We start from the raw sequence: 24,676 nt of genomic DNA, 5'->3' as shown, positions 1-24,676 counted from the left end.
TAGAAAATGCCTGACCGGCATTTTTACTTGCTCCGACATCACATTTTATTCTATATACCGTTTCTGGGTTTCTGTTTATTGGAACTAGATGAAATCAGGATTTTGTGTGGAGAAAATAAGGAGTTTTCCCAGAAATCTGTGGCTTTTATTTGGGATGAAAATCTCCAGAAGGAAGCACATTCCTGTTGAATTGCATTCAAATTTCAAGTGTAGACAACATACGATAATTTGAATGTCAATCCTTTAGAATTTAATTTCCTGGAAAGTCATATCCTTCTGGTACATTCCACGTTGCCCAACTGTAGATTTAGATAGCCAGAAAAAAGAAAAAAATAATACATCCCAGATGCGGCTTGGGAGCGTGTTTAAGATGCGGATGAGCATCTTAAACACAGTGACTACAGAGCAGATGGGATGTATTATTTTTTTCTTTTTTCGTCTATACCAAATCTACAAATCAGTAGTTCTTGATTTTGTAGGATAGGTGTGTTAGAATGTATACAAACAAATATTCGGAACATATGTTTATAAAGAGGTGATAATATGACAGAAACAGAGATTTCTCTGGAGAGAAAGTTAAAGATTTTAGCAGATGCGGCGAAGTATGATGTTGCGTGTACTTCGAGTGGGTCAAGTCGAAGAGGGAAGAAGGGGCATCTTGGGAATACGGTATCTGCGGGTATCTGTCATACATTTTCTTCAGATGGGCGCTGTGTTTCGCTCTTAAAGATTCTTTTTAGTAATGATTGTGTTTTTGACTGCAAGTATTGTCCGAGTCGTGCTGCGAACGAGAAGGAAAGAGCAACATTTACCCCGGAAGAGATTTGCAGACTTGTGGTGGAGTTTTATCGTCGGAATTATATTGAGGGGCTGTTTTTAAGTTCTGCGGTGGTGAAGAGTCCGGCATATACGATGGAGCGAATGTACGAGGCGATTTATATGCTTCGGAATAAGTATCATTTTAATGGTTATATTCACGTGAAGGCGATACCGGGAGCACCGGATGATATGATATATGCACTTGGATTTTTAGTAGACAGAATGAGTGTGAATCTGGAGTTACCTACTGCAGAAGGCTTGAAGAGACTGGCACCGAATAAGAAGCCAAAGAATTTGATTCGACCGATTCAGCAGATTCAGAGAGGAATACAGACGCAGAGAGTAGCACTTGGTAAGGATAGCCGAATGGAGCGGGCGAAGGGAAATCAATATTTGTCGAATAGCATATTTAATGAGAAGAATGTTTCCGGTATTCATGGGAAGTCCGTTGTTTCCCTCATGGAAGGTACACAGAAAAATGAAACCAATATGGAGAATAATATAGGGAATAATAAAGATAATTTGCAAGATAAAGATTTTTTACCGTCTAATTTTTTACAGAATATAGGAATGAGAACACAATCCCGCTTTGTTCCGGCGGGACAGAGTACCCAGATGATTATAGGGGCATCAGGTGAGAGTGATTTTCATTTGTTATCATTGACACAGCAGCTATACCAGCAGTATGACATGAAGAGGGTTTTTTATTCAGCGTATGTGCCATTGAATGATGATCCGGAACTTCCAGAAATTGGAACTGCACCACCTCTTTTACGGGAACATCGTTTATATCAGGCAGACTGGCTGCTTCGGTACTATGGATTTCAGGCGGATGAGCTCCTAAGTTCGGACCGGCCGAATTTTAATACATTTATAGATCCGAAGTGCGACTGGGCATTGCGACATCTAGAATACTTTCCTGTAGAGATTAATCAGGCAAGCTATGAACAGCTGCTTCGTGTTCCGGGAATAGGGAATAAGTCCGCAGGGCGAATTGTCAGGACAAGAAGACAGGCGGCACTTGATTTTGAAGATATCAAGAAGATGGGAGTGGTATTAAAGCGGGCAGTTTATTTTATAACCTGCAGAGGTAAGATGAAGTATCATACACCGATAGAAGAAGACTTTATTACCCGCCAGCTTATTGGGACGAATCAGAAAGATAACTGGAAGATAGAGCACCCAACAACATACAGACAGCTATCTTTATTTGATGATTTTAATTTGACGTGAACTCCCCAGCACCTAAAGAAAGCAGAAATGATATGGTAATTTTTACATGTAAAGATAGATTTGATGATATGATGACCTGTATTTACGAAGCGTGGGCATCCCATCTTGGACATAATAATATAAAGTTAAGAACAGAGCCGATTGGAACAATGGAACTTTTTTGTGAATACCGTCATGTGGAGGCAGATAAAGAGAAAACAGAGAGTGTGATAAGAACGATTCAACAAAAGATTTCCTTTCGTGCATATCAGATGGTATATCATGCAGCGATGGCAGCGGATGAAGAGGAGAAGCTTGATAGCATCTATCGTTTTTTAATATTGGGATTCCATTATGGAAGGCAGATTCTAGATTCACTACAGAATCCGATCGTAATGAAAATATTTGAGCTAGAACGAAAAGCAAGTAATGAAGCACATATATTTCGGGAATGTATTCGGTTTACCGAGATGAATCATCACATACTTGTGGGGATAATTTCTCCCAAATGTGATGTTATTACCCTACTTGCACCAAATTTTGTGGATAGATTACCTTCTGAAGACTGGATGATCATAGATGATAACAGAAGAATAGCAGTGGTACATCCGGCAGATCAGCCATATTATCTGACATCTCTTTCCGAAGAAGAAATGTCAGAATTCCTGGCAAGAGAATCTGCAGCAAAGGATACTGATAGTATGACTGCACTGTGGAAAACATTCTTTCAGACGATTGGGATTAAAGAACGTAAGAATCCCGTATGTCAGCGCAATCTTATACCGCTCTGGTATAGAAAGCACATGTCAGAAATGCAGGATTAATCCTGAAAGAACCAGGTTTCTAACGAAAAATTGTTCCAAAGTTTTCCTGATCGTAAATTTTAAGTAATTCCTGTACACCCTCTTTTACTTCATCACGAGTGAAGTCTGCTGCTTCAAGTTCAGCATCAGCCATACGGTTTAGATCATAATAGAAGAACAAACCGACTTTTAATATGTCCGGATTAATTGGATTAGCATATTCATAGAGAATATCTTCTGCATCATTAATATTGCCATCGTTGATCATCTGCTTTAACTTAGGATAGAGCGTATTTTCCTGAAGAAGACCTTTTTCAGCATCAAGCCAGCATCCCGGTTTGATTCCATAGGCAATTTTAAGATAAGTTTCTATTAATTCATTTGTTAAGCGTAAGTCAAAATCATCACGAAGCATGTTGTAAAACCTCCTGTTTTTCATAATGTACTCATAGACTCTTCTCACAAAAGTAAGGATGTGAAGAATCCCAAAGTACATAGCATCATTAAACTTTATAATTATACACTAGAGTTCGCGGAAATTTCAATATTTATCTTATAGCAATCAAGTAAAATCCTATAAAAGTTCAGAATTATAAAAATGATTTTGATCTATGTATTTTGGCATAGAATCAAAATCATTTTTTTGTTATAATATCCTTGCCAAAACAGGAGGAAAAATAAAATGGTAAAAATAGATTTAATTACAGGATTCTTAGGTTCAGGTAAGACCACATTTATAAAAAAATATGCAAAGTATCTTATAGATCAGGGATTAAATATCGGTATATTAGAGAATGATTTTGGGGCAGTAAATGTCGATATGATGTTACTTCAGGACATTGCAGGAGAAAAATGTACATTGGAAATGGTAGCAGGTGGATGTGATAAAGATTGTCATAGAAGAAGATTTCGCACCAAACTCATTGCAATGGGAATGTGCGGATATGACAGAGTGTTGATCGAGCCGTCCGGAATTTTCGATATGGACGAATTCTTCGATGCCCTTCATGAATCTCCGCTTGACAGATGGTATGAAATAGGAAATGTAATTACAGTCGTAGATGCAATGCTTGAAGAGAATCTCTCAGAAGACGCAGAATTCATCCTTGCATCGGAAGTAGCCAATGCAGGCATTGTTTTATTAAGTAAGGCGCAGGAGGCGGCAGAGACCGATATAGAGCGCACAAAAGCACACCTTAATAAAGCAATGGAATCTGTCCATTGCGACCGCCGATTTGAAAAAGAAATCTTTGCCAAAGACTGGAATAAACTTTCTGATGCAGATTTTAAAAGAATTCAGTCAGCAGGCTGTGTTGGTGCAGATTATGAGAAAAAAGACATTGCAGAAGAAGATGCATTTCAGTCATTATATTTTATGAATTTAACTATGCCGGTAGCGAAACTTGAAGAAAAAGTAAAACAAATATTTAACGACAAAGAATGTGGGAATATCTTCCGAATAAAAGGATTTATGCAGTCAAAACCAGATCAGTGGATCGAACTTAATGCCACACATCAAAATATTACTATACAACCGATAAAAAAAGGACAGGAAATCTTCATAGTAATAGGAGAAAAACTAAACAAAGAAAAGATAAATACTTATTTGTAGATTTCTTTTTTCTGTCTAATCTAAATCTACAGTTTGGCAACATGGAATGCACCAGAAGACTACAACTTTCCGAGAAATTAAATTCTAAAGGGTTGACATTCAAATTTCTGGTTTTCATCCCTTTAGTCTATCAAATTAGTACTTTTGTTTGAGAAAAAAGGGGATTGTCCAGAAGGGGTATCTTCTTGCTGAATTGTACTCAGTCTTCTAAAGAAAAAAAGAATGGTTATAAGTTAGATTTTGTTCCATTGCGCTAAGCATTCCATTCTGCCCAGAAAAACAGGAACTTGGGAAAAACGAATCCCAAGTTCCTATGGTCAGAATTCCATAGCGCAAAGTCACAAAATGCAATACTTATAACAATTCTTTTTTCTTTATCATAGTCTTCTTACAATTCAGCATAAAGTTTTGTTTCAGCGACTGTCTGGTTTTGATAACAAATAGCAAATTAGTGAATGCTCCGGCGTTTTTATCCCACTCGTTAAAGAAAATAATCTTCGGGATGATAGAGCTTCCGAGAAAGCAGTAATCTTCTGATTTCTCCCCCATCTCTCCAAAGACTATTGCATTCATTCCATGTGAAGCCAAAACGCAGAAAAAAGAAATAATACCATATCCCAGATGCGGCTTCGGAGCGTGTTTAAGATGCGAACGAGCATTTTAAACACAGCGACTACAGAGCAGATGGGATATGGTATTATTTCTTTTTTCGTCTACACGAAATCTACAAATAGTATTTAATCAGCTACTACCTGAACTTTTAACATATTTGTTGTTCCAGAGCGTCCGATTGGTACACCGGAAGTGATAACAGTAACGTCACCGTTTTCAAGGAGACCTTCTTTTTTACATGCATTGATTGCACGTTCAAAGAGTACGAATACTTCCCATTCCTCTCCAAGAAGGATAGGCTGTACACCCCAGGATAAGTTTAACTGACGGCAGACTTTTTCGTCCATAGCACATCCGATAATATCACAACCAGGGCGGTATTTTGCAATCATTCTTGCAGAGAAACCAGTTTTGGTTACAGTGATGATTGCTTTGGCATCAAGGTCATAAGCTGTGCTGCATGTAGCATGGCAGATGGCATCTGTGATACCAGGATTTGTGTATTTAGCCATATCATCAAAACGTTTACGATAATTAATGGCTTCTTCTGTACGCTTCGCAATTTTAGCCATCATCTGAACAGCTTCTACAGGATAAGCACCTGCTGCTGTTTCTCCGGAAAGCATGATAGCGCTTGTTCCATCATAGATCGCATTTGCAACGTCTGTAGTCTCTGCACGAGTAGGGCGAGGATTTTTCATCATAGAATCGAGCATCTGTGTAGCTGTGATAACTACTTTACCAGCTGCGATTACTTTTTTGATAATCATCTTCTGGATAATAGGAACTTCTTCTTCCGGAATCTCTACGCCCATGTCACCACGAGCAACCATGATACCTTCGCAGGCATCAATGATAGAATCGATATTATCAACACCCTGAGAGTTTTCGATTTTAGCGATAATACGGATATCTTCTCCGCCGTTTGCTTTTAAGAATGCTTTCATTTCTTTGATATCATCTGCAGTTCTTGTGAAAGAAGCAGCAACGAAGTCAACATCCTGTTTGATACCAAATAAAAGGTCTTCTTTATCTTTTTCACTCATAAATGGGATAGAAAGTTCTACACCAGGGATATTTACTCCCTTTCTGTTAGAAATCGTTCCGCCATTCTCTACTTTACAGTGGATATCTTGCCCCTTGATAGCCACTACCTTTAATCCAACCAGTCCATCATCGATTAAGATATTAGAACCAACATGGATATCTTTGTGTAAATCTTTATGTGTGACACTGACGATGTCTTTTGTTCCTTCTACATCTCTTGTAGTCAGGCAGAAATCCTGGCCCATTTCAAGAGTAACTCGTTCCTCTTTAAATGTCTTTAAACGGATTTCTGGTCCTTTTGTATCTAAAAGGCATGCAACCGGAAGGTGATGCTTTGTGCGTAAGGCTTTTACTTTATCTATTCTTTTCTTCTGATTCTCGTAAGTATCATGAGAAAAATTAAGGCGGGCAACATTCATTCCGGAAAGCATTAACTGTTCCAGAACATTCCCCTTATCTGTTGCCGGTCCAAGGGTACAAATAATCTTGGTTTTTCGCATAGTAATAAATCCTCCTATTTCCGTAGTTTAAAATTAGCATTACCATTCTATTTTAATAATTTCAATTAATTTGTCAACGGGTATTTGAAGGTATTTACGAGAAAAGAATGTAAAATATCCTTAATATACCCGGATGAGACTGGAAATACTGTTAACGATGGAAAGTCTTTTCAAAATATTAAGAGCATCGGAAAAATAGAGTTCTTTTACTTTGTCGGTAATAATAACCAGTTCGGCGATTCCGTTTTGGCGTGATTTCTGAATAATCTGGGCAATACTTACCTGGCTTGTGCCAAATACACTTGTAATGTTTGCGAGGACACCTGGGCGGTCAGCAACCTGCATACGAAGGAAGAAACGGGAGTAAGTATCCTGGATATTTTTAATCGGAAGTTCCTTATAGCAAGAGCATACATGAAGATTTGAATGTTTTTCAATAATATGTCTTGCAACGGTACATAAATCTCCAGTTACTGCGCTGGCAGTTGGACGTTTGCCGGCCCCACGACCGTAGTACATTGTATCATCAGAAGCAGTTCCATGAACAAATACCGCATTAAAAGAATCATTTACTGTAGCAAGAGGATGCTCTTGTGGGATGAGAATCGGAAGAACTTTTACTTCGATACCATTCTCATCTTTTCTGGCAATACCGACAAGCTTAATTACTGAATTAAATTCTTTTGCATAGAAAATATCCTTTGCAGTAATGTTTCTAATTCCTTCGATATAGACATCAGAAAATGTAACACGTGAATGGAAGGCAATCGAAGCCATAATAGCAATCTTACGTCCGGCATCAAGACCATCTACATCAGCAGTAGGATCTGCTTCTGCATAACCAAGATCGGTTGCTTCTTTTAAGGCTTCATCATAACTCATGCCACTCTGTGTCATGCGGGTAAGAATATAATTTGTTGTACCGTTTACAATCCCCATGATTTCAGTAATATTTTCACTGGACATACTCTGTTTTAATACTTGAATGATTGGAACACATCCGGCAACAGCAGCTTCAAACTTAAAATCACAGCCATATTTTTCCGCTGTATCTAAAAGTTCATGACCATGCTCAGCAATTAAATCTTTATTGGCGGTTACGACTTGTTTTCCTGCCTTCATCGCTTCAAGAAGATAGGACTTTGCAGGTTCGATTCCACCCATTACTTCTATAATAATAGAGATGCTGTCATCAGCGATGATCTCTTCCCAGCTATCAGTAAGAAGATCAGATGGGATTCCCGCTCTTTCTTTAGAAGCATCACGAACAAGAATTTTTGCAATCTCGATCTGTGCGCCACAGATATGTGGAAAATCTTCCTGACGCTCTTTTACGAGTTCATATACGCCGCTTCCGACAGTACCGGCACCTAATAAAGCGGCTTTCACAATTTTATTCTGAACTGATTCCATAAATTACCTCCAAATAAAAAATCAATAAATAAGGTTGTGTACCATTTTAACAGAGTCCTGTCAAATACACAACCTTTGATTTGTTAAAGGAGCCGGACGCCTGTTGGAAGATAAATAAAGCATATTTGTGGCTTTAGTCGCGGCGGTTTAAATGTTCGCTTACGCGCTCGCATCCAAACCTTGCTCCGAGGCCACAAATATGCTTTATTTATCTTCCAACAGGCTGACTTTGGCAGAATTTAGTGAATCAAATCAAAGGAAGGAGGATTTGAGGAGAAAATGGAGGGAGACAGATGGTTTTCGTCTGTTTAGCCCCCCAAAAAATTACTAGAGCATTTTTCAAGCACGCTCTAGTTACTCTGATAATCCAAAGAGTTTTAAATCTTCTTCCACACTTCCAATCCCAGCGATACCAAAGTTATCCACTAATACCTTCGTAACATTTGGGGATAAGAACGCAGGGAGTGTCGGTCCGAGGTGGATATTTTTTACTCCAAGGTAGAGAAGGGCAAGTAAAACGATGACTGCCTTTTGCTCATACCAGGAAATATTGTAGATGATTGGAAGTTCATTAATATCCTCAAGTCCAAATACTTCTTTTAATTTGAGGGCAATAACGGCGAGGGAGTAGGAGTCGTTGCACTGTCCGGCATCAAGTACTCGTGGAATACCGCCAATATCACCTAAATTCAACTTATTGTATTTGTATTTTGCACAGCCTGCGGTGAGAATTACCGTATCTTTTGGTAATGCTTTTGCAAAATCTGTGTAGTAATTTCGTGATTTCATGCGGCCGTCACAGCCTGCCATAACGACAAACTTCCTAATTGCACCGGATTTTACAGCGGTAACAATATCATCGGCGAGGGCAAGTACCTGATTATGGGCAAAGCCGCCTATAATTTCTCCACGTTCGATTTCTTCTGGTGGTGCACAGTGTTTTGCCTGCTCAATAATTGCGGAGAAGTCTTTTTCTTCCCCAATTTCACCAGAAATGTGTTTACAACCTGGATAACCGGCTGCTCCGGTTGTGTATAATCTGTCTTTGTAGCTGTCCTTTGGTGGAACGATGCAGTTTGTTGTCATGAGAATCGGGCCGTGGAAGCTTTCAAATTCCTCTTTCTGTTTCCACCATGCATTTCCGTAGTTGCCGACGAAGTTTGGATATTTTTTGAAAGCGGGATAATAGTGTGCAGGAAGCATTTCAGAATGAGTATATACATCCACACCGCTTCCCTGTGCCTGTTTGAGTAACATTTCAAGGTCACGAAGGTCATGACCGGAAACAAGGATGCCTGGACGGGTGCCAACACCGATGTTTACCTTTGTGATTTCTGGATTTCCGTAGGTGGAAGTATTGGCATTGTCAAGGAGAGCCATACCGTCCACACCGTATTTACCAGTTTCTAAAGTAAGAGCGATTAAATCATCAGCAGATAAACTGTCATCGAGAGTTGCGGCAAGGGCACGCTGCATAAATGCATCAATTTCCTCATTATCCTGTAAAAGAACATTTGCATGCTTGGAGTAAGCGGAAAGTCCTTTTAATCCGTAAGTAATCAGTTCACGAAGACTTCGGATGTCCTCATTTTCTGTAGAAAGAACGCCGACAGCTGCAGCTTTTGTATCAAATTCCTCCACGGAGCCGTTCCAGAGAGCTGCTTCTGGGAGTGCATCTATATTTGTTAGTTTAGAAAGGAGCAAATCTTTTTCGGAAAGTGTTTCCTGAATCCGGGCGATAATTGCTTCTTTGCTAAAGTTGGCATTGGTGATTGTAGTAAATAAATTCAGTGTAATCATGTGATTGACTGCTGGCTGAATCGCTACTCCTTCCTGTCTTAAAGTAGTAGTTACCGCAGAAATTCCTTTTGTAGCATAGACCAATAAATCCTGCATGGCAGCGACATCGGGCTGTTTTCCACAGACTCCAACACGAGTACATCCACTGCATCCGGCAGTTTCCTGACACTGATAACAAAACATTTGGTTTTCCATAAAATTTAATCTCCTTTTTCTTCTACAAAATTCCTTTATGAAGGAAATACAACAGTGAGAAGCCACTTAAAGTCTTCTTTTGCGTAAACAGAATGAGGTTTTTTCGCTGGCATAACGAGGGTATCTCCTGCCTGTAAAATATATTCTTTGCCATCAACAGTGAACTGACCGGTTCCTTCAAGAACGAGAACCATTGCATCACCAGTAGAATCATGTGTAGCGATTTCTTCATCTTTGGAAAATGCGAAAAGTGTCACACTTACATGGTCATTCTGTGCTAATGTTTTGCTGACAATCTGTCCTTTATCGGCAGAAACCTGGTCAGCAAGATGTAAAACTTCTTCATGTGAAATATTTTTGATATAAGCCATTGTTATCCTCCTTTAATTGACTTTCTATACGCAGTATAATATAGTTGATTTAATAAATATGTTGTTTTGACAACAAACGGGGAGAAAATTATGGATTTTTATAAATTATCAAAAACAGTGCTTTTCCAGGGGGCAACGCCGGAAGAAACAGAGCAGATGTTGTCCTGCTTAAAGGCGGGCAAACGCAAATATAAAAAGGAAGAAATGATTTACCGGGCTGGTGAAGTCGTATCCTGTGTCGGCGTTGTTTTATCAGGAAGTGTTTTAATAGAAAATGATGATATTTGGGGAAATCGCAGCGTGTTAGAGCGGGCAGGTGAAGGAGAAATCTTTGCAGAAACCTATGCCAGTATCCCAGACCAGAAAATGATAGTCAATGTCATTGCTGCAGAAGATACAGAAATTTTATTTTTAAATGTGGGAAAAATGCTTCACATCTGCTCTAATTCCTGCATTTTCCATAATAAACTCATAGAAAATCTTTTACAGGTTTCCGCACAGAAAAATCTCGCCCTGTCCCGAAGAATTTTTAACACTTCCTCCAAATCTATCCGGGGAAGACTGTTATCCTATTTATCTAATCAGGCAGTATTATGTAACAGTAAAGAATTTGATATACCATTTAACCGCCAGCAGCTTGCAGACTACTTAAGCGTAGACCGTTCCGCCCTCTCAAAAGAACTTGGTAAAATGTCCAAAGAAGGATTGGTTTATGTGAAAAAGAATCATTTTCGTCTATTATCTGTGCAGGAATTATTTGAAGGAGAGTCTTAGAATTTGTTTGAAGAATCAATAAGTAATCTGTACTCTCCCTGATTTGTGGGATATTTTACTTTATTCAGTTGACGTAGTCCGTGATGAACTACTACTGTTTTGGTGAAAGTTTCCATGAATATAATACACATTTTATAGAAAGTATTTTCTAAATCCACTTCACCTTTTGAGTAAAAATGAATGTCTGGAAAAATGTTTTATAGAACATCTGTTAAGTGATAGAAAAAATATTTTGTTTAAATTGTCTACACATTTTTAAAATGTTTTTAAAAATTAATAAAAAAATCCTTTAAAAATAAAAATGTTTGTGAATCTTTTTTCTGACAGCAGTGCTATAATTGCAGCGTAACAAAGAAGAGGTTATTTAAAAAGAATAACCGTGAAAAATACTTATCAGACCTGATAAAGTAGGGCCTCTAAGCATCAGACATTTTGGAGGAAAAGATAAATGAATACTTTAAGTGCTGAAAAAAGAGATATGCAAATCAAGGCAAAAAAGCTTAGAAGGGAAGGATTTGTTACAGGCAATGTGTTCGGTAAGAACATGGAAGGCTCCATGCCGCTGAAAATTGAGAAAAAAGAGGCAGAAAGAATCTTAAGAACCTGTAATAAGGGAAGTCAGTTAAAACTCACTGTTGATGGAGAGACAATGCCAGTCTTATTAAAAGAGATTGACTATAATCCAATGAAACATGAGATTGTGGAGATGGATTTCCAGGCATTAGTAAAGGGTGAGAAAGTACATTCTGTAGCAGAGGTTGTACTTTTAAATCACGATAAGGTAAAATCTGGTGTTGTAGAATTATTATTAGAAGAAATCAGTTATGAAGCATTACCGGAGGATCTGGTTGAAAAAGTTGAGATTGACTTAACTGGTAAACAGGCTGGTGATACAATCAGAGTTGCAGATTTACCAATTGCAACTACAGAAGGCATTCATCTGAAAACGAATCCGGAGGAAACTGTTGTACAGGTAACAGAAGTACACAATGAAGTTCCGGAAGATGAAGAAACAGAAACGGAAGAAGAATAGAAAACAGACGAAAATAAAAAGAATAGACCATCGCAAATGTAAAGATATCACTGCGTAGAAAATGCCTGTTCGGCATTTTTACTTGCTCTCACATTACATTTGCGATGGTCTATTCTTTTTATTTTCTGTTTGTTGGTACCACATGGAATGAATGAAATAGTCTTTGGTGAGAGAAGGGGGAGAGGTCAGAAGACTATTGCATTCCTTCCTTCTGGAGCCAAAACACAGAAAAAAGAAACCATACCATATCCCAGATGCGGCTTCGGAGCGTGTTTAAGATGCGGATGAGCATCTTAAACACAGCGACTACAGAGCAGATGGGATATGGTATGGTTTCTTTTTTCGTCTGTTCTCTCTCAATGAATCAAATAGTAATATACCTTTCCGTTTTCTTTTGTTTTTGTTATCATTTCCTGACGTTCCATGTAAGGAAGGAGCGAGTCAAGAAACTGAGTGGGATTGGTGACACCGATGCGTTGTTTGCTAAAAGGCTGTTGAGCGGTGAGCCCCTGTATACAGTCGGCGAGTTCTTTTTTTGTCATCTTCCCATTACGTTTTAGTTCTTTTTTTATTTTACTGATTCCTTTTGAGGTCAATAGGTTATTTAAATCTTGTTTCTGGTGCAGAGAACGCCATAATCCCCAGCCGTAGATTAACATGGTAGCTATGGCAAAGAGTAAAATATAAGGGAGATACTGTAACAGATTTTTCAGTAATTCCATAGTATGATCCTTTCATATTTATTCAATCGTAAATCTGTGTTATACATATTACTGGCTATTTCTAGCAAGTTTTTATGTTTGAATTGCTCTTTTTTTCGGAATAAGTGATTAAATGATGATCTTTTAATATTTCTAAGAACTTAATGAGACGGGACAGGGACTTTTCCATGTTAGGGAACTTTTGATCGAGTTCTTTTGAAAGTGTGTAAATATCCTTTTTGTCATCGATGATGCCCCAGACAAAGCTTCCGTAATCATCAAGATCGATGGAACTTACTTTTGGGCGGTGAAAAAATTTCTGAGCAATCTTATTAAAGAAACCTTCCCAGCGGATAAAAACAGTGATAGTTCCTTTTTCGTTTGTTTCATATTCTATATCAGGGTTTTTGACAGGAATATAGTCAAGATAGTTTTTATCTATTTTCTGTTTAGTCATAGAGAATCCTTTCTATAAATTAAATTATATAAATTAAATTATACAGTGATATTAGGATTAAAAGGTATTTTGCTCCCAGCATGACGTCGCGAATTACTCCACAGCGAATGCTACTCCCATAATTCTGAAACAATTTATATTTTATAACGATTTGGTATTAAAATCAAATGTATATTTCAAGTCGAGCAGCCGCGAGACTTGGCGCGTGATTCAATAATTTTGGCAGTGAAAGAGGTTCTCTCACTGCCAGAAATTAAATATGTTTTGTAATTTAATTGTTAATTAGTTTTGTTGTTCTTTTTTACACATAAGAAGTATAAATAAGCAAGTAAAATGATGAAAATAACTAAGCTGGCAATCTGTGGAAGGGCAACAGGGGAAACAAACTTAGAGTCAACTTTTGCTACCGCACAAATAGCAAGGATAACTCCCATGAGTCCCTCTCCGGCAATCAGACCGGAAGTAAATAATGTTCCACGTTCGATGCAAGCTTTCTTTTCTTTTTCTTCGCTTTCATTCGCTGCTTTACGGCGTTCAAGAATCCAACGGACAACCCCACCTGCCATAATACCAGCACTCAGTGAGAATGGAAGGTACATACCAACGGCAAATGGAAGTACTGGAATACCAAGAATCTCAACAACGATAGCGATAAATACACCAACAAGGATCAATGCCCATGGAAGTTCTGCATTCATGATACCTTCAACGAGCATCTTCATCATAGTAGCCTGTGGAGCAGGAATCTCGTTAGAACCGAATCCCCATGCAGCATTTAACAGATATAAAACATATCCGATTGCAGCGGAGGAAGCGATAACACCAACCATTTCACCAATCTGCTGAAGTTTAGGTGTAGCACCTACGATGAAACCTGTCTTTAAATCCTGTGAAGTATCGCCGGAAATAGCAGCAACGATACAGATAATACTACCGATACAGATGGAACCGATCATACCTGTAGTTCCTGTAGTTCCTGTAGCTTTTAAAATTAAAGTAGAAATAATTAAAGTAGCGATTGCCATACCGGAAACTGGGTTGTTAGAAGAACCGATTAATCCAACCATACGGGCGGAAACAGTTGCAAAGAAGAATCCGAATATAACAACGAGAACTGCACCGAGGAAACTTACAGGGAAAATTGGAAGTAACCAGATGGTAACAGCGATAACAGCGATAATACCAAGAATGATCGGCATTGGTAAGTCGCGCTGTGTACGGGAAGCATCAGCAGTAGCTCGGTTTTTAGCCATGCTGCCCATTGCCTGTTTAAATGTACGGACAATGAGTGGAGAAGTCTTGATTAAGCTCATGATACCACCAGCTGCAACAGCACCGGCACCAATGTACTTGATATAAGTTCCCCATAATGATCCTGGAGCAAGAGTAGAAATTACTTCACTTCCAGGGAAGATTGTAGCATCTTTACCGAATAATGCGATCATAGGCATGAGTACAAACCAGCTTAAAGTACCACCTGCGAACATATATTTTGAAATCTGAGGTCCACAGATGTAACCAACGCCGGCAAGAGCAGGAAGAACCTGAATACCTACGGAAGAACCGGCATATGCCTGAATATCATAACCAATTTCACTAGGGAAAAGTTTAACTCCATCAGCGATGAATTTGTAAATAGCAGCGATACCAAGACCGGAGAATACGATACCAGCTTTGTTACCACCTTCTTCTCCGGCAAGGAGAACCTCTGCACAAGCAGTTCCTTCAGGGAAAGGAAGAACACCATGTTCTTCAACGATAAGAGCCTGACGAAGTGGAACCATGAAACAGACACCAAGGATACCACCAACAAGTGCAACTAAAAAGATAGTTAAAATACTAGGAGAATCAATCTTACCTTCTTTTGCCCATAAGAATAAAGCAGGGAGAGTAAAGATTGCTCCGGCAGCAACAGACTCACCGGCTGAACCGATTGTCTGAACAAGGTTGTTTTCCAAGATAGAATTCTTACGAAGAATGATACGAATAATACCCATGGAAAGTACGGCTGCAGGAATAGATGCGGAAACGGTCATACCAACTCGAAGTCCAAGATATGCGTTAGCAGCACCAAAAATAACTGCAAGTAAAATACCAAGAATTAAGGCTGTGACTGTAAATTCCGGAACTACCTGGTCCGCAGGAATATACGGTTTAAAATCGTTTTTGTTTTCCTTCATTACGTTTATCCTTTCTTTTTTACAATTTCCTTACAAAAACATAACAATTATAACATTTATATAAAATGAAATAAAGGTAAAAAAATGCACTTTTTTTGCGTATTATGGCACTTTATAGTGATAAAAAATTACTATAAAGTAGTATAAAACAGTTATATAATTGGGCAATCTACCTATTTTGCAGTATTTTTATAGTATGCCCTAAATAAAAAAATAAAAAAGTACTTACGCAAAAAAAATTTTTATGCTATAATACCGACTCGTATCAAGAAAATATCATAAAAATATTTTGGTCTAATTGGAAACGCACAATATTTTGAAAAAATATTGATAACGAACAACACATCCTATTTTTATACTATTTCATCGAAAAGTAAATTTTCGGTAGACAGAATAAAAGGAGGCGGCTGATTATGCCAAAAACAAAGTTACAGAACGTTATTTTCACCCTCATCATGGCTTTTGTCATGGTCTATGCTATGGTTTGTTACAACATTTCTATTGATAAGGGAGGTATGAGCAACCAGATTTTCTTACTCGCATTTTATGAGATGCCGATTATGTGGCCTGCAGCATTTATTTTAGAATTTTTTGTTGTAGAGAAATTATCTAAATTTCTTGCATTTCGTATTGTATCCCCAACAGATAAACCGATTTTTATCATACTGGCAATTTCATCAATGATTGTTTGTCTGATGTGTCCGGCAATGAGTTTTATTGCAACGGTATTATTTAAACATCCGGGAAAAGAAATTATAGCTGTCTGGTTACAGACAACTGCAATGAACTTCCCAATGGCACTGTGCTGGCAGATTTTCTTTGCAGGACCATTGGTGAGAAATGTATTTGGAAAGTTTGTTAAATAGATCTTTTCTTCTTCTCTTTACATTGCCTCAAGAATCTTCTATATTATATGGTAAGTTTTATAGAAAGGAAGGCATACGATTTATGAAAATTTCTTTATTTCCTACATTAAAGAATTATAAAAAAGAATATTTTGGAAAAGATCTTACAGCTGGAATCATGATTGCGGCTGTTTCTATTCCTATTTCTATGGGGTATGCGGAAGTATCAGGTCTGCCAGCAGTTTTTGGACTGTATGGCTCTGTACTTCCTATTTTATTTTTTGCACTTTTTTCCACTTCTCCTCAGTTTATTTTTGGAGTGGATGCGGCACCGGCGGCCATCGCGGGAGCAGCGCTTGCAAGTCTTGGAATTGAGAGTGGGAGTGTGGATGCACTCCGGTATATTCCAGTTATTGCACTATTCGTTGGTTTATGGCTGCTTTTATTTTATTTTTTGAAAGCAGGTAAGCTCGTTACATTTATTTCTACTCCAGTTATGGGAGGGTTTATCAGCGGAATCGCGTTGACAATTATCTTGATGCAGATTCCAAAGATTATGGGAGGTAAATCCGGTTCTGGTGAACTTCCAGAACTGTTAAAACATTTGTATGAGACAGCATTGCATATAAATTGGGTATCGGTCGGATTAGGTGTCGGAGCGCTGGCAATATTGATTATTTCTAAAAAAGTAATGCCGAAGTTTCCGATGGCAGTTGTGATCATGGCTCTTGGAATGGTTTCTACATTGGTATTTCATGTGGATCATTATGGAGTGGCTTTACTATCGAAAGTAGAGCCAGGACTTCCTAAATTTATTATACCGTCTGTATTTCATGTAGACCTTAAGCATGCAGCAGGTCGTGGCTTGATGATTGCTGTTGTTGTTATGGCAGAAACTTTACTTTCCGAGAATAATTTTGCTTCGAAAAATGGTTATAAAATAGATGATAATAAAGAAATCCTTGCCTGTGCGGCAGGAAATATTATTTCTGCTTTTACAGGAAGCTGTCCGGTAAATGGAAGTATTTCAAGAACATCAATGAATGAACAGTTTGGAGGAAGGACGCAGGCTGTCTCTATTACAGCAGCAATTTCTATGGTAATGGTTCTTTTATTTGCAGCAGGGTTTATAGGATACTTGCCGGTTCCGGTATTGACGGCAATTGTGATCTCTGCATTAATGAATGTTGTAGAATGGCATTTGGCAGTTCGTTTATTTAAAGTAAGTCGAAAAGAATTTTATATTTTTGTAGCAGCCTGCATGGCAGTACTTTTTCTTGGAACAATTTACGGAGTAATTATAGGAATCATTCTATCCTTTGTGGCAGTTGTTATTCGGGAAACGAATCCGACAAGAGCATTTCTTGGAGGTATTCCAGGAAGAGATGGTTTTTATGATTTAGATAAAAATCATTATGCACATCCGATTGAACACACGATGATCTATCGTTTTAATGCAACCCTTTTCTTCGCAAATAGTAAATTATTTCAGGAAGATATCGAAAATAATTTAAAAGAAGACATAAAAACCGTAATCGTAGATGCCGGAACAATTACAAGTATTGATATAACAGCAGCGGATACGATTCTTATGTTAAAACAAAACTTAGAGAAAAAAGGAATTGCATTTTACATTACAGAACATATGCAGGCACTTAATACACAGTTTCGAAATCTTGGAATGGGTGGATTAATAGAAGAAGGGTGTATCAGAAGAACGATTACGGCAGCGCTTCTTGATTCAGGATTACAAAAACCATTTCCACTGGAAGGTATTCCGGCAAATCTGCAGGAAAGCTTAGAAGAATTGCGGGAACATGCAGGAAAACTGCCTGTTCATAAGCATAATACAGAAAAAATAGAAAAATTAAAAAAAGCACTGTGGCTACATACATTACCTGCCGAAGAAGAAAATACACTCGAAGAGTTTGCATGGGCATTTGGTGAAGATACAGTAAATGAAATCGAAAAAAGAGTACATCGGGTAATAGCGAATCTGCATCATTGGCCGGAAATCAAAGAAATTTCGGAAAAAGGTCTTTCAAAACAAATGCAGGCATGGCACAATCTCGGTGCTATTGATGAGGATGAGGTTCTTCGAAGAATGGAACTTCATTTAGATGAACTTTCCGCAAATCTAGAAGAGGATAAAAATAAACAGCTTATATTCCAGATGATCGAAAAACGTCGTCATCATTTGGAGATAGAATTAAAACAAGAAAATCCAGAGATATGGGAAAAGTTAGTAGAAAGCAGAGAGAATTTAGAACGAAGACTGCAAAAACAGAATCCGGAAGCTGCAGGAAAATTACATGAATTAGAGAAAAAATTGCTAATTTGATTGGAAGAACAGACGAAAAGCAGAAATTTTATATCAAATAGAATGTGAAGATAGTCGCTTCATAGAAAATGCCTGTTCGGCATTTTTATTTGCTCCGACATCACATTTTATTTGATATAAAATTTCTGCTTTTCTGCTAGCTGGCTCCAGGTGGAAATTAGTATTTGCGGTTTGGGAGAAAGAAGGAGATACTGTAACTTCTACATTGCAAAAGGATGTACATGGACTGTAACAATTAAAGGAACAGATGGAACGGTATATGTACAAGGAAATAGTGAATATACAATAACCGTATCTTCTTATTCTACGAAAGCAGATATGTCCGGTGCGACAGAAAGTACAGCATGGAAGGATTATGAAGTAAGTAAGCCATCTGAATTATAGGATATTTCTTTGAATCTGGCATCATATAAAAAGTAAATTTTAAATTAAACGAATAACGCACAAACAAAATAAACTATATAAACAGTAATTATATTAAAAAAACAGCATGAAAAGAAGAAAAAGAATGTTTAAGAAAAATTAATAACATTCTTTTTCTTTTTAGTTGTATAATAGAAATGTTAAAGGTGGTATAATGGTTAATAATTACAGAAAGAATAGTAGAGAATTCAAGTCGAGCAGCCACTCACCACCTGAAAGAGGTGGGAGTCTTCTCGACTGAGATAAATTTCAGGAGGATAGATCGATGTCAGATTCTATATGGAGGAGTATTGACACAGCAGAAAAATCTGATTATGGAAAGATGGAATGCATGGAAATGACCGATGTAGCGATTGTTGGCGGAGGTTTATGCGGTATACTATGTGCCTGGTTTTTAAAAGATGCAGGAGTAGACTGTATTCTTTTAGATAAAGATCGAATCGCTGAAGGAACAGGGAAAGATGCGATGGCACAGGTAACTTCTCAACATGGTCTGATCTATAGTAAGTTATTAGAACGAGATGGTGAGGAGAAGGCCAGGATGTATTTTCAGGCGAATGAACAGGCAATACAGAAGTATCGGGAACTTTCTGAACAGATTGATTGTGATTTTGAAGAAACGAGTTCTTATGTTTATTCTAAGAATGATAGAGAAAAGATTGAAAAAGAGATTGATGCAGTAGATCGAATTGGCGGGAAGGCAGATTTTTGTGAGACAACAGAATTGCCCTTTGATATATCAGGAGCAGTACGTTTTCCGGGACAGGCCAAGCTAAATCCGGTAAAATTGTTGAATGGTCTTGTAAAAGAACTGGAAAAGCATCAGAATATACATATATATGAAGGTGTAGAGATTGATGACTGGTTCAGGCATGTTATATGGTGTGGAATACACGTTACGGTAGCAGATCATATTATTTGCACAACACATATTCCATTTTATGAGAAGCTTGGCAAGTATAACAGAAAGCTGCATATGGAAGAGTCCTGTATTCTGGCACTGGGGAATGCACAGAAGATGAATGGGATGTATACAGATGAAGCGCAGGGAGGACTCTCTTTTCGAAGTTATGGGGATTTACTTTTAATGACAGGAGGAATGTACAAGCCAGAAAGTGACAGGGAGGCTCATGAATGGGAGAAACTAAGGGAGGCAGCAGCAATGTACTATCCTGAAGCAAAAGAGAAGGCGAGCTGGAAAGTACAGGATTGTTTCAGTTTAGATGGTATACCATATATCGGATCTTATGCTTCTGAAAGAAAAACACCGGGTCTGTATGTGGCAACAGGATTTAATGGTTGGGGAATGACTTCTGCGATGACTGCCGCCATGCTTTTAACGGAAATAATTTTGAAAGATAAGTTTGTAGAAGCGAAAGAGGCTGTCAATTATTCATGGAAAGAAGTGTTTTCTACAGAGCGAAAGATTTTACTTCCACAGTATTTTTCTAATATAAAGGATACGATTTCAGACAGATTTTCATTCAGACCTCAAAAGTATAAAAAATAAAACATTGACAAATATTTTTAATAGTGCTACCATACACTCGAAACAACGAAAAGCGATGAAGGAAAAGAGTAATATATTAGAATTATACAGAGAGAGTAACGAGTGCTGAGAGTTATTTATGAGGAAATATATGAAAACCATTCCTGAGCTGCGATGCGAAAAGAAGTATTTTTTGAGATGGGTAAGACATTTTGGGATATTTCACAAGTGTTGCCGTATGCCCGCGTTAAGGGATAGGATTTAATCATAGAATCTGAAGTGAAATAATAAGGTGGAACCGTGTATTTACTGCACCCTTAGATTATAGTCATATTGTAATCTATGGGTGCTTTTTTAATTTACAGAAAATTACTCCTGACTTTGAAGGCTAATGTCTTAAAATGCCTGGAGCAAATAAAAAAGAAAGGTCCCAGTCAGATTCGTTCTTATTTTGGAGGTAATGAAATGAAAGTTCTGGAAAAAAATGGACAGGTAATCGAAGGTGATTTTGACAACAAAGAGGTAAAGGAAGCATTTTGGCATACAAGCGCTCATGTGCTGGCACAGGCAGTAAAGAGATTATATCCGGATACAAAGTGTGCGATCGGACCAGCAATTGACAACGGATTTTATTATGATTTTGACTTTTCTTTTTCATTTACAGAAGAGAATCTTGCGGCAATTGAAAAAGAGATGAAAAAGATTGTAAAACAGTCCCTTCCACTGGAAGTTTTTGAAGTGAAAAAAGAAGAAGCTCTTTCCTATATGAAAGAAAGACAGGAAGATTATAAGGTGGAGATGATCGAAGAACTTCCTGAAGATGAGACGATTACATTTTATAAGCAGGGAGATTATGAGGAATTTTGTGCGGGTCCTCACGTATCAAACACCTGTGTTATTAAAGCAATTAAGCTTCTTTCTACAGCAGGTGCATATTGGCGTGGTGATGAGAAAAATAAGATGCTTACAAGGATTTATGGAATTTCTTTTCCAAAAGCATCAGAATTGCAGGATTATCTGCATATGCTTGAGGAAGCGAAAAAGAGAGACCATAGAAAGCTTGGAAAAGAACTTGGCTTATTTACAATTATGGAGGAAGGTCCGGGATTTCCATTTTTCTTACCAAAGGGAATGGTATTGAAAAATACATTAATTGATTACTGGAGAAAGATTCATACAAGAGAAGAGTATCAGGAAATCTCTACACCAATTCTTTTAAACAGACAGCTTTGGGAGACATCCGGACACTGGGATCATTACCGGGAAAATATGTACACAACAGTAATTGACGACATGGATTTTGCTGTAAAACCAATGAACTGTCCAGGTGGAATGCTTGTTTATAAGATGGAGCCTCGTTCTTACAAAGAACTTCCACTTCGTCTTGGGGAACTTGGCCTTGTGCACCGTCACGAAAAGTCCGGACAGCTTCATGGACTGATGCGTGTAAGATGCTTTACACAGGACGATGCCCATATCTTTATGACAGAGGCGCAGATTGAAAATGAAATCCAGAAAGTCGTAAAATTGATTGATGAAGTATATAAGAAATTTGGATTTACTTATCATGTAGAATTATCCACTCGTCCAGATGATAGCATGGGAACAGAAGAAGAGTGGGAAGTAGCAACAAATGCATTGGAAAATGCAATCAAAGCCATGAATATTCCTTACGAAGTAAATGAGGGAGACGGCGCATTCTATGGTCCAAAACTTGACTTCCATTTACAGGATTCTATCGGAAGAACATGGCAGTGCGGAACAATCCAGCTTGACTTCCAGCTTCCACAGAGATTTGAGGCAGAATATATTGGAGCAGACGGAGAAAAACATCGTCCAATCATGATTCACCGTGTTGTATTTGGTTCTATTGAGCGATTTATCGGAATCTTAATTGAACATTATGCAGGAAAGTTCCCAACATGGTTAGCACCGGTACAGGCAAAAGTTCTTCCTGTATCCGACAAATTTGCAGAGTATGCTAAGAAAGTTTCTGCGGAGCTGAAGGCAAAAGGGGTTCGTGTTGAAATGGATGACAGGGATGAGAAACTTGGTTACAAGATCAGACAGGCACAGCTTCAGAAGGTACCATATATGCTGATCGTTGGAGAAAAAGAACAGAATGAAGGAACGGTATCTGTTCGAAAGAGAGATGTAGCAGATCAAAATGACAGTCCGGAATTAGGTGCAATGTCTGTAGAAGAATTTGCCGAGATCATCGAAAAAGAAATTTAAATAGAGCGAATAAACAGCAAAAAGAATTCCAGCTTATAATCTTTATTATAAGCTGGAATTTTTTTGTCTGTTTCCATTAATGAATTAAATTGAGAAGTTGTTAACAAATGTAAAAAACAAATGACAATGAGAAAGGATTATGGTATGATAAAAAATACAATAATAGTTTACATTGTACTATCATTAGAATTCTATAAGGAGGGGAACAGCATGGGGAAAAAAGGAATGGAGCAGAATGAAGTAAGAAAATATTTGCTGATTATAGGTACCTTTCTTATTTTTATGATAGGTTGTCTTTTGTTTTTTTTATCCTGGCTTCAGAAGGATGTGGAAATAAATAGTCAGAAGAATGTTGCTACGAATGTGGAAAGGCAAAGTTATCATTTAAACTCGATTATAGATATTCAATTTAGTTATCTATCCGGTATGGCTACTTATGTAGGGGAAAGAGAGAATATATTTTCAGGAGAAAATAAGAGACTGATTCAGAGTATTGTAAAAGAACAGGATTTAGATCTCCTTGCACTTATTGATGCAGATGGGAATGCCTGTTACAGTAATGGAGCAAAAAAGTTGGTGAAAACCAGAAAGTACTTTAAAGAAGCGATGGAAGGAAAGCGAGTAATGAGTTCTCCTGTGGAAAGTATGGTCGATGGAAAAACGAAGGTAATACTTGCAGTACCTATTTACAAAGAGGGAGAAGTCATAGGGGTTCTGGGGGCTTCTTATAACGTTGGCGCATTAAATCAGATGCTATTTAACGATATTTATGATGGAGTAGGTTTTTCTATGATCATAGACTCTTCCGGAAGAATTATTTCCTGTGATAGTGGAAAGGCGTATCGAAATATCAATATTAGCGATAATGTATATGATTTTTATGTAACAAATAAAGAAGTTTCTAAAAAGGATATGGCAGAGACAAAAAGAAATATAAAGAACCAGAAAGCTGGAATTCTTGTACTTAAGGAGGGGAAAAAAGTAAGGTATCTTGCCTATGATACACTTGGAATTAATGACTGGATGCTTTGTTATGTGGTTCCTCAGAGTAAAGCACAGGAAGATTATCAGTTTGTTCAAGACAGACAAGTTATTTTGGTTTTTGTTATAGGTGGAGGAATGATTGCATTTCTGCTCATTATCTTATACAGAGAGTCTCAGAAGCAAAAATATATGAAGGAACTTGCAAGTATTGATGGTCTGACGCAGCTTTATAATAAGGTTGGGACGGAGAATTTAGTTACAGAATGGCTTGATAGTAAAGAGAGTAAATCCGGAGGGGTTCTGCTTATGCTGGATGTTGATCATTTTAAGCAGATTAATGATAATTTTGGACATGCGGTAGGCGACAGAGTTTTATATAAAGTGGGGCATCTTTTAAAAAGTTCTTTTAGAGAGAATGATATCATAGGAAGAGTAGGCGGCGATGAATTCCTCATATTTATGAAAGGTGTAACTTCCGAAGAGTTTGTGACTCATCGAATGGAAAGTCTCATACAGTATTTTCATGAACTTCCAGTAGCGGAAATAAAAGATCATAGGTTAACCTGCAGTATCGGAGTAGCTTTTATGCCAAAAGATGGTATAACATTTAACAGCTTGTATCGAAATGCAGACGAGGCACTGTACAGGACAAAAAGAAACAATCGTGATGGATTTAGTATCTATCATAAAGTATAAAAATAAAGAATATATGTACTTTACACAAATTCAAAGAAACAATCTATAGATTTTTTGGAATTTTTAATGGAATAAAGAAAGAATCTATGATATTATGTTGCATGTAGTGCGTAATGAGCGTGGCAGCATGTAAG

The 24,676-nt window shown here is 37.7% G+C and carries 19 protein-coding genes and 1 other annotated feature; of the genes, 11 read left to right on the top strand and 8 right to left on the bottom strand.

The features are described from left to right. Window positions 1-543: 543 nt before the first annotated feature. Complete coding sequence (locus EHLA_RS13780; protein WP_096241198.1) at window positions 544-2,052, top strand: putative DNA modification/repair radical SAM protein; 1,509 nt, start codon at window positions 544-546, stop codon at window positions 2,050-2,052. A gap of 32 nt (window positions 2,053-2,084) precedes the next feature. Further along, the gene (locus EHLA_RS13775) at window positions 2,085-2,855 is read left to right on the top strand and encodes a TIGR03915 family putative DNA repair protein (protein ID WP_096241197.1); all 771 of its coding nucleotides are present in this window, start codon (window positions 2,085-2,087) and stop codon (window positions 2,853-2,855) included. A 19-nt stretch (window positions 2,856-2,874) separates the two neighbouring features. On the opposite strand, the gene EHLA_RS13770 is transcribed toward EHLA_RS13775, so the two are convergent. Beyond that, a complete protein-coding gene (locus EHLA_RS13770) occupies window positions 2,875-3,249 on the bottom strand; it encodes a DUF6483 family protein (RefSeq protein ID WP_005350747.1) in 375 nt (124 codons plus the stop codon). A gap of 267 nt (window positions 3,250-3,516) precedes the next feature. On the opposite strand from EHLA_RS13770, the gene EHLA_RS13765 reads away from it, so the two are divergent. After that, a complete protein-coding gene (locus EHLA_RS13765; protein WP_096241196.1) occupies window positions 3,517-4,446 on the top strand; it encodes a GTP-binding protein in 930 nt (309 codons plus the stop codon). A 737-nt stretch (window positions 4,447-5,183) separates the two neighbouring features. Here EHLA_RS13765 and pyk read toward each other — a convergent pair. From pyk to EHLA_RS13740, 4 genes are all read right to left on the bottom strand, one after another. Continuing rightward, window positions 5,184-6,605, bottom strand: a complete 1,422-nt coding sequence (gene pyk / locus EHLA_RS13755) for a pyruvate kinase (protein ID WP_096241194.1) — start codon at window positions 6,603-6,605, stop codon at window positions 5,184-5,186. A 120-nt stretch (window positions 6,606-6,725) separates the two neighbouring features. Next, a complete protein-coding gene (locus EHLA_RS13750) occupies window positions 6,726-8,018 on the bottom strand; it encodes a homoserine dehydrogenase (RefSeq protein WP_096241193.1) in 1,293 nt (430 codons plus the stop codon). Between the two features lie 354 nt (window positions 8,019-8,372). After that, a complete protein-coding gene (hcp, locus tag EHLA_RS13745; RefSeq protein ID WP_096241192.1) occupies window positions 8,373-10,013 on the bottom strand; it encodes a hydroxylamine reductase in 1,641 nt (546 codons plus the stop codon). A gap of 35 nt (window positions 10,014-10,048) precedes the next feature. Continuing rightward, window positions 10,049-10,384, bottom strand: a complete 336-nt coding sequence (locus EHLA_RS13740; protein WP_096241191.1) for a cupin domain-containing protein — start codon at window positions 10,382-10,384, stop codon at window positions 10,049-10,051. Between the two features lie 90 nt (window positions 10,385-10,474). On the opposite strand from EHLA_RS13740, the gene EHLA_RS13735 reads away from it, so the two are divergent. Next, window positions 10,475-11,158, top strand: coding sequence for a Crp/Fnr family transcriptional regulator (locus EHLA_RS13735; RefSeq protein WP_096241190.1), 684 nt, complete (start codon window positions 10,475-10,477; stop codon window positions 11,156-11,158). 448 nt (window positions 11,159-11,606) lie between these two features. Then, window positions 11,607-12,191, top strand: a complete 585-nt coding sequence (locus EHLA_RS13730) for a 50S ribosomal protein L25 (protein WP_096241189.1) — start codon at window positions 11,607-11,609, stop codon at window positions 12,189-12,191. A 356-nt stretch (window positions 12,192-12,547) separates the two neighbouring features. On the opposite strand, the gene EHLA_RS13725 is transcribed toward EHLA_RS13730, so the two are convergent. The 3 genes from EHLA_RS13725 to EHLA_RS13715 all read right to left on the bottom strand — a co-directional run bounded on the left by EHLA_RS13725 (window position 12,548) and on the right by EHLA_RS13715 (window position 15,529). Continuing rightward, window positions 12,548-12,913, bottom strand: a complete 366-nt coding sequence (locus EHLA_RS13725; RefSeq protein WP_173854301.1) for a hypothetical protein — start codon at window positions 12,911-12,913, stop codon at window positions 12,548-12,550. A gap of 61 nt (window positions 12,914-12,974) precedes the next feature. Further along, the gene (locus tag EHLA_RS13720) at window positions 12,975-13,349 is read right to left on the bottom strand and encodes a PqqD family protein (RefSeq protein ID WP_096241188.1); all 375 of its coding nucleotides are present in this window, start codon (window positions 13,347-13,349) and stop codon (window positions 12,975-12,977) included. 278 nt (window positions 13,350-13,627) lie between these two features. Beyond that, a complete protein-coding gene (locus EHLA_RS13715) occupies window positions 13,628-15,529 on the bottom strand; it encodes an OPT family oligopeptide transporter (RefSeq protein ID WP_096241187.1) in 1,902 nt (633 codons plus the stop codon). A 413-nt stretch (window positions 15,530-15,942) separates the two neighbouring features. Here EHLA_RS13715 and EHLA_RS13710 point away from each other — a divergent pair, with 413 nt between their 5' ends. From EHLA_RS13710 to EHLA_RS13685, 6 genes are all read left to right on the top strand, one after another. Continuing rightward, the gene (locus EHLA_RS13710) at window positions 15,943-16,395 is read left to right on the top strand and encodes a DUF2798 domain-containing protein (protein ID WP_096241186.1); all 453 of its coding nucleotides are present in this window, start codon (window positions 15,943-15,945) and stop codon (window positions 16,393-16,395) included. Window positions 16,396-16,477: 82 nt separating this feature from the next. Beyond that, window positions 16,478-18,715 (top strand): SulP family inorganic anion transporter, encoded by a 2,238-nt coding sequence (locus EHLA_RS13705; RefSeq protein ID WP_096241185.1) that lies wholly within the window; start codon window positions 16,478-16,480, stop codon window positions 18,713-18,715. A 150-nt stretch (window positions 18,716-18,865) separates the two neighbouring features. Next, window positions 18,866-19,099: a hypothetical protein gene (locus EHLA_RS13700; protein ID WP_123864870.1), complete on the top strand. Its 234-nt coding sequence runs from the start codon at window positions 18,866-18,868 to the stop codon at window positions 19,097-19,099. Window positions 19,100-19,403: 304 nt separating this feature from the next. After that, the gene (locus EHLA_RS13695) at window positions 19,404-20,648 is read left to right on the top strand and encodes an NAD(P)/FAD-dependent oxidoreductase (protein WP_096241183.1); all 1,245 of its coding nucleotides are present in this window, start codon (window positions 19,404-19,406) and stop codon (window positions 20,646-20,648) included. Between the two features lie 46 nt (window positions 20,649-20,694). Further along, window positions 20,695-20,949, top strand: a binding site (T-box leader). Window positions 20,950-21,092: 143 nt separating this feature from the next. After that, the gene (gene thrS / locus EHLA_RS13690) at window positions 21,093-22,862 is read left to right on the top strand and encodes a threonine--tRNA ligase (RefSeq protein ID WP_096241182.1); all 1,770 of its coding nucleotides are present in this window, start codon (window positions 21,093-21,095) and stop codon (window positions 22,860-22,862) included. A 210-nt stretch (window positions 22,863-23,072) separates the two neighbouring features. Continuing rightward, a complete protein-coding gene (locus EHLA_RS13685; protein ID WP_162290866.1) occupies window positions 23,073-24,542 on the top strand; it encodes a sensor domain-containing diguanylate cyclase in 1,470 nt (489 codons plus the stop codon). Window positions 24,543-24,676 lie beyond the last annotated feature (134 nt).

It is taken from the genome of Anaerobutyricum hallii, from assembly GCF_900209925.1.
GTDB lineage: Bacteria > Bacillota > Clostridia > Lachnospirales > Lachnospiraceae > Anaerobutyricum > Anaerobutyricum soehngenii.
Note: the sequence above shows the minus strand (reverse complement) of the source record. Positions and strands in the feature narration are given on the sequence as shown.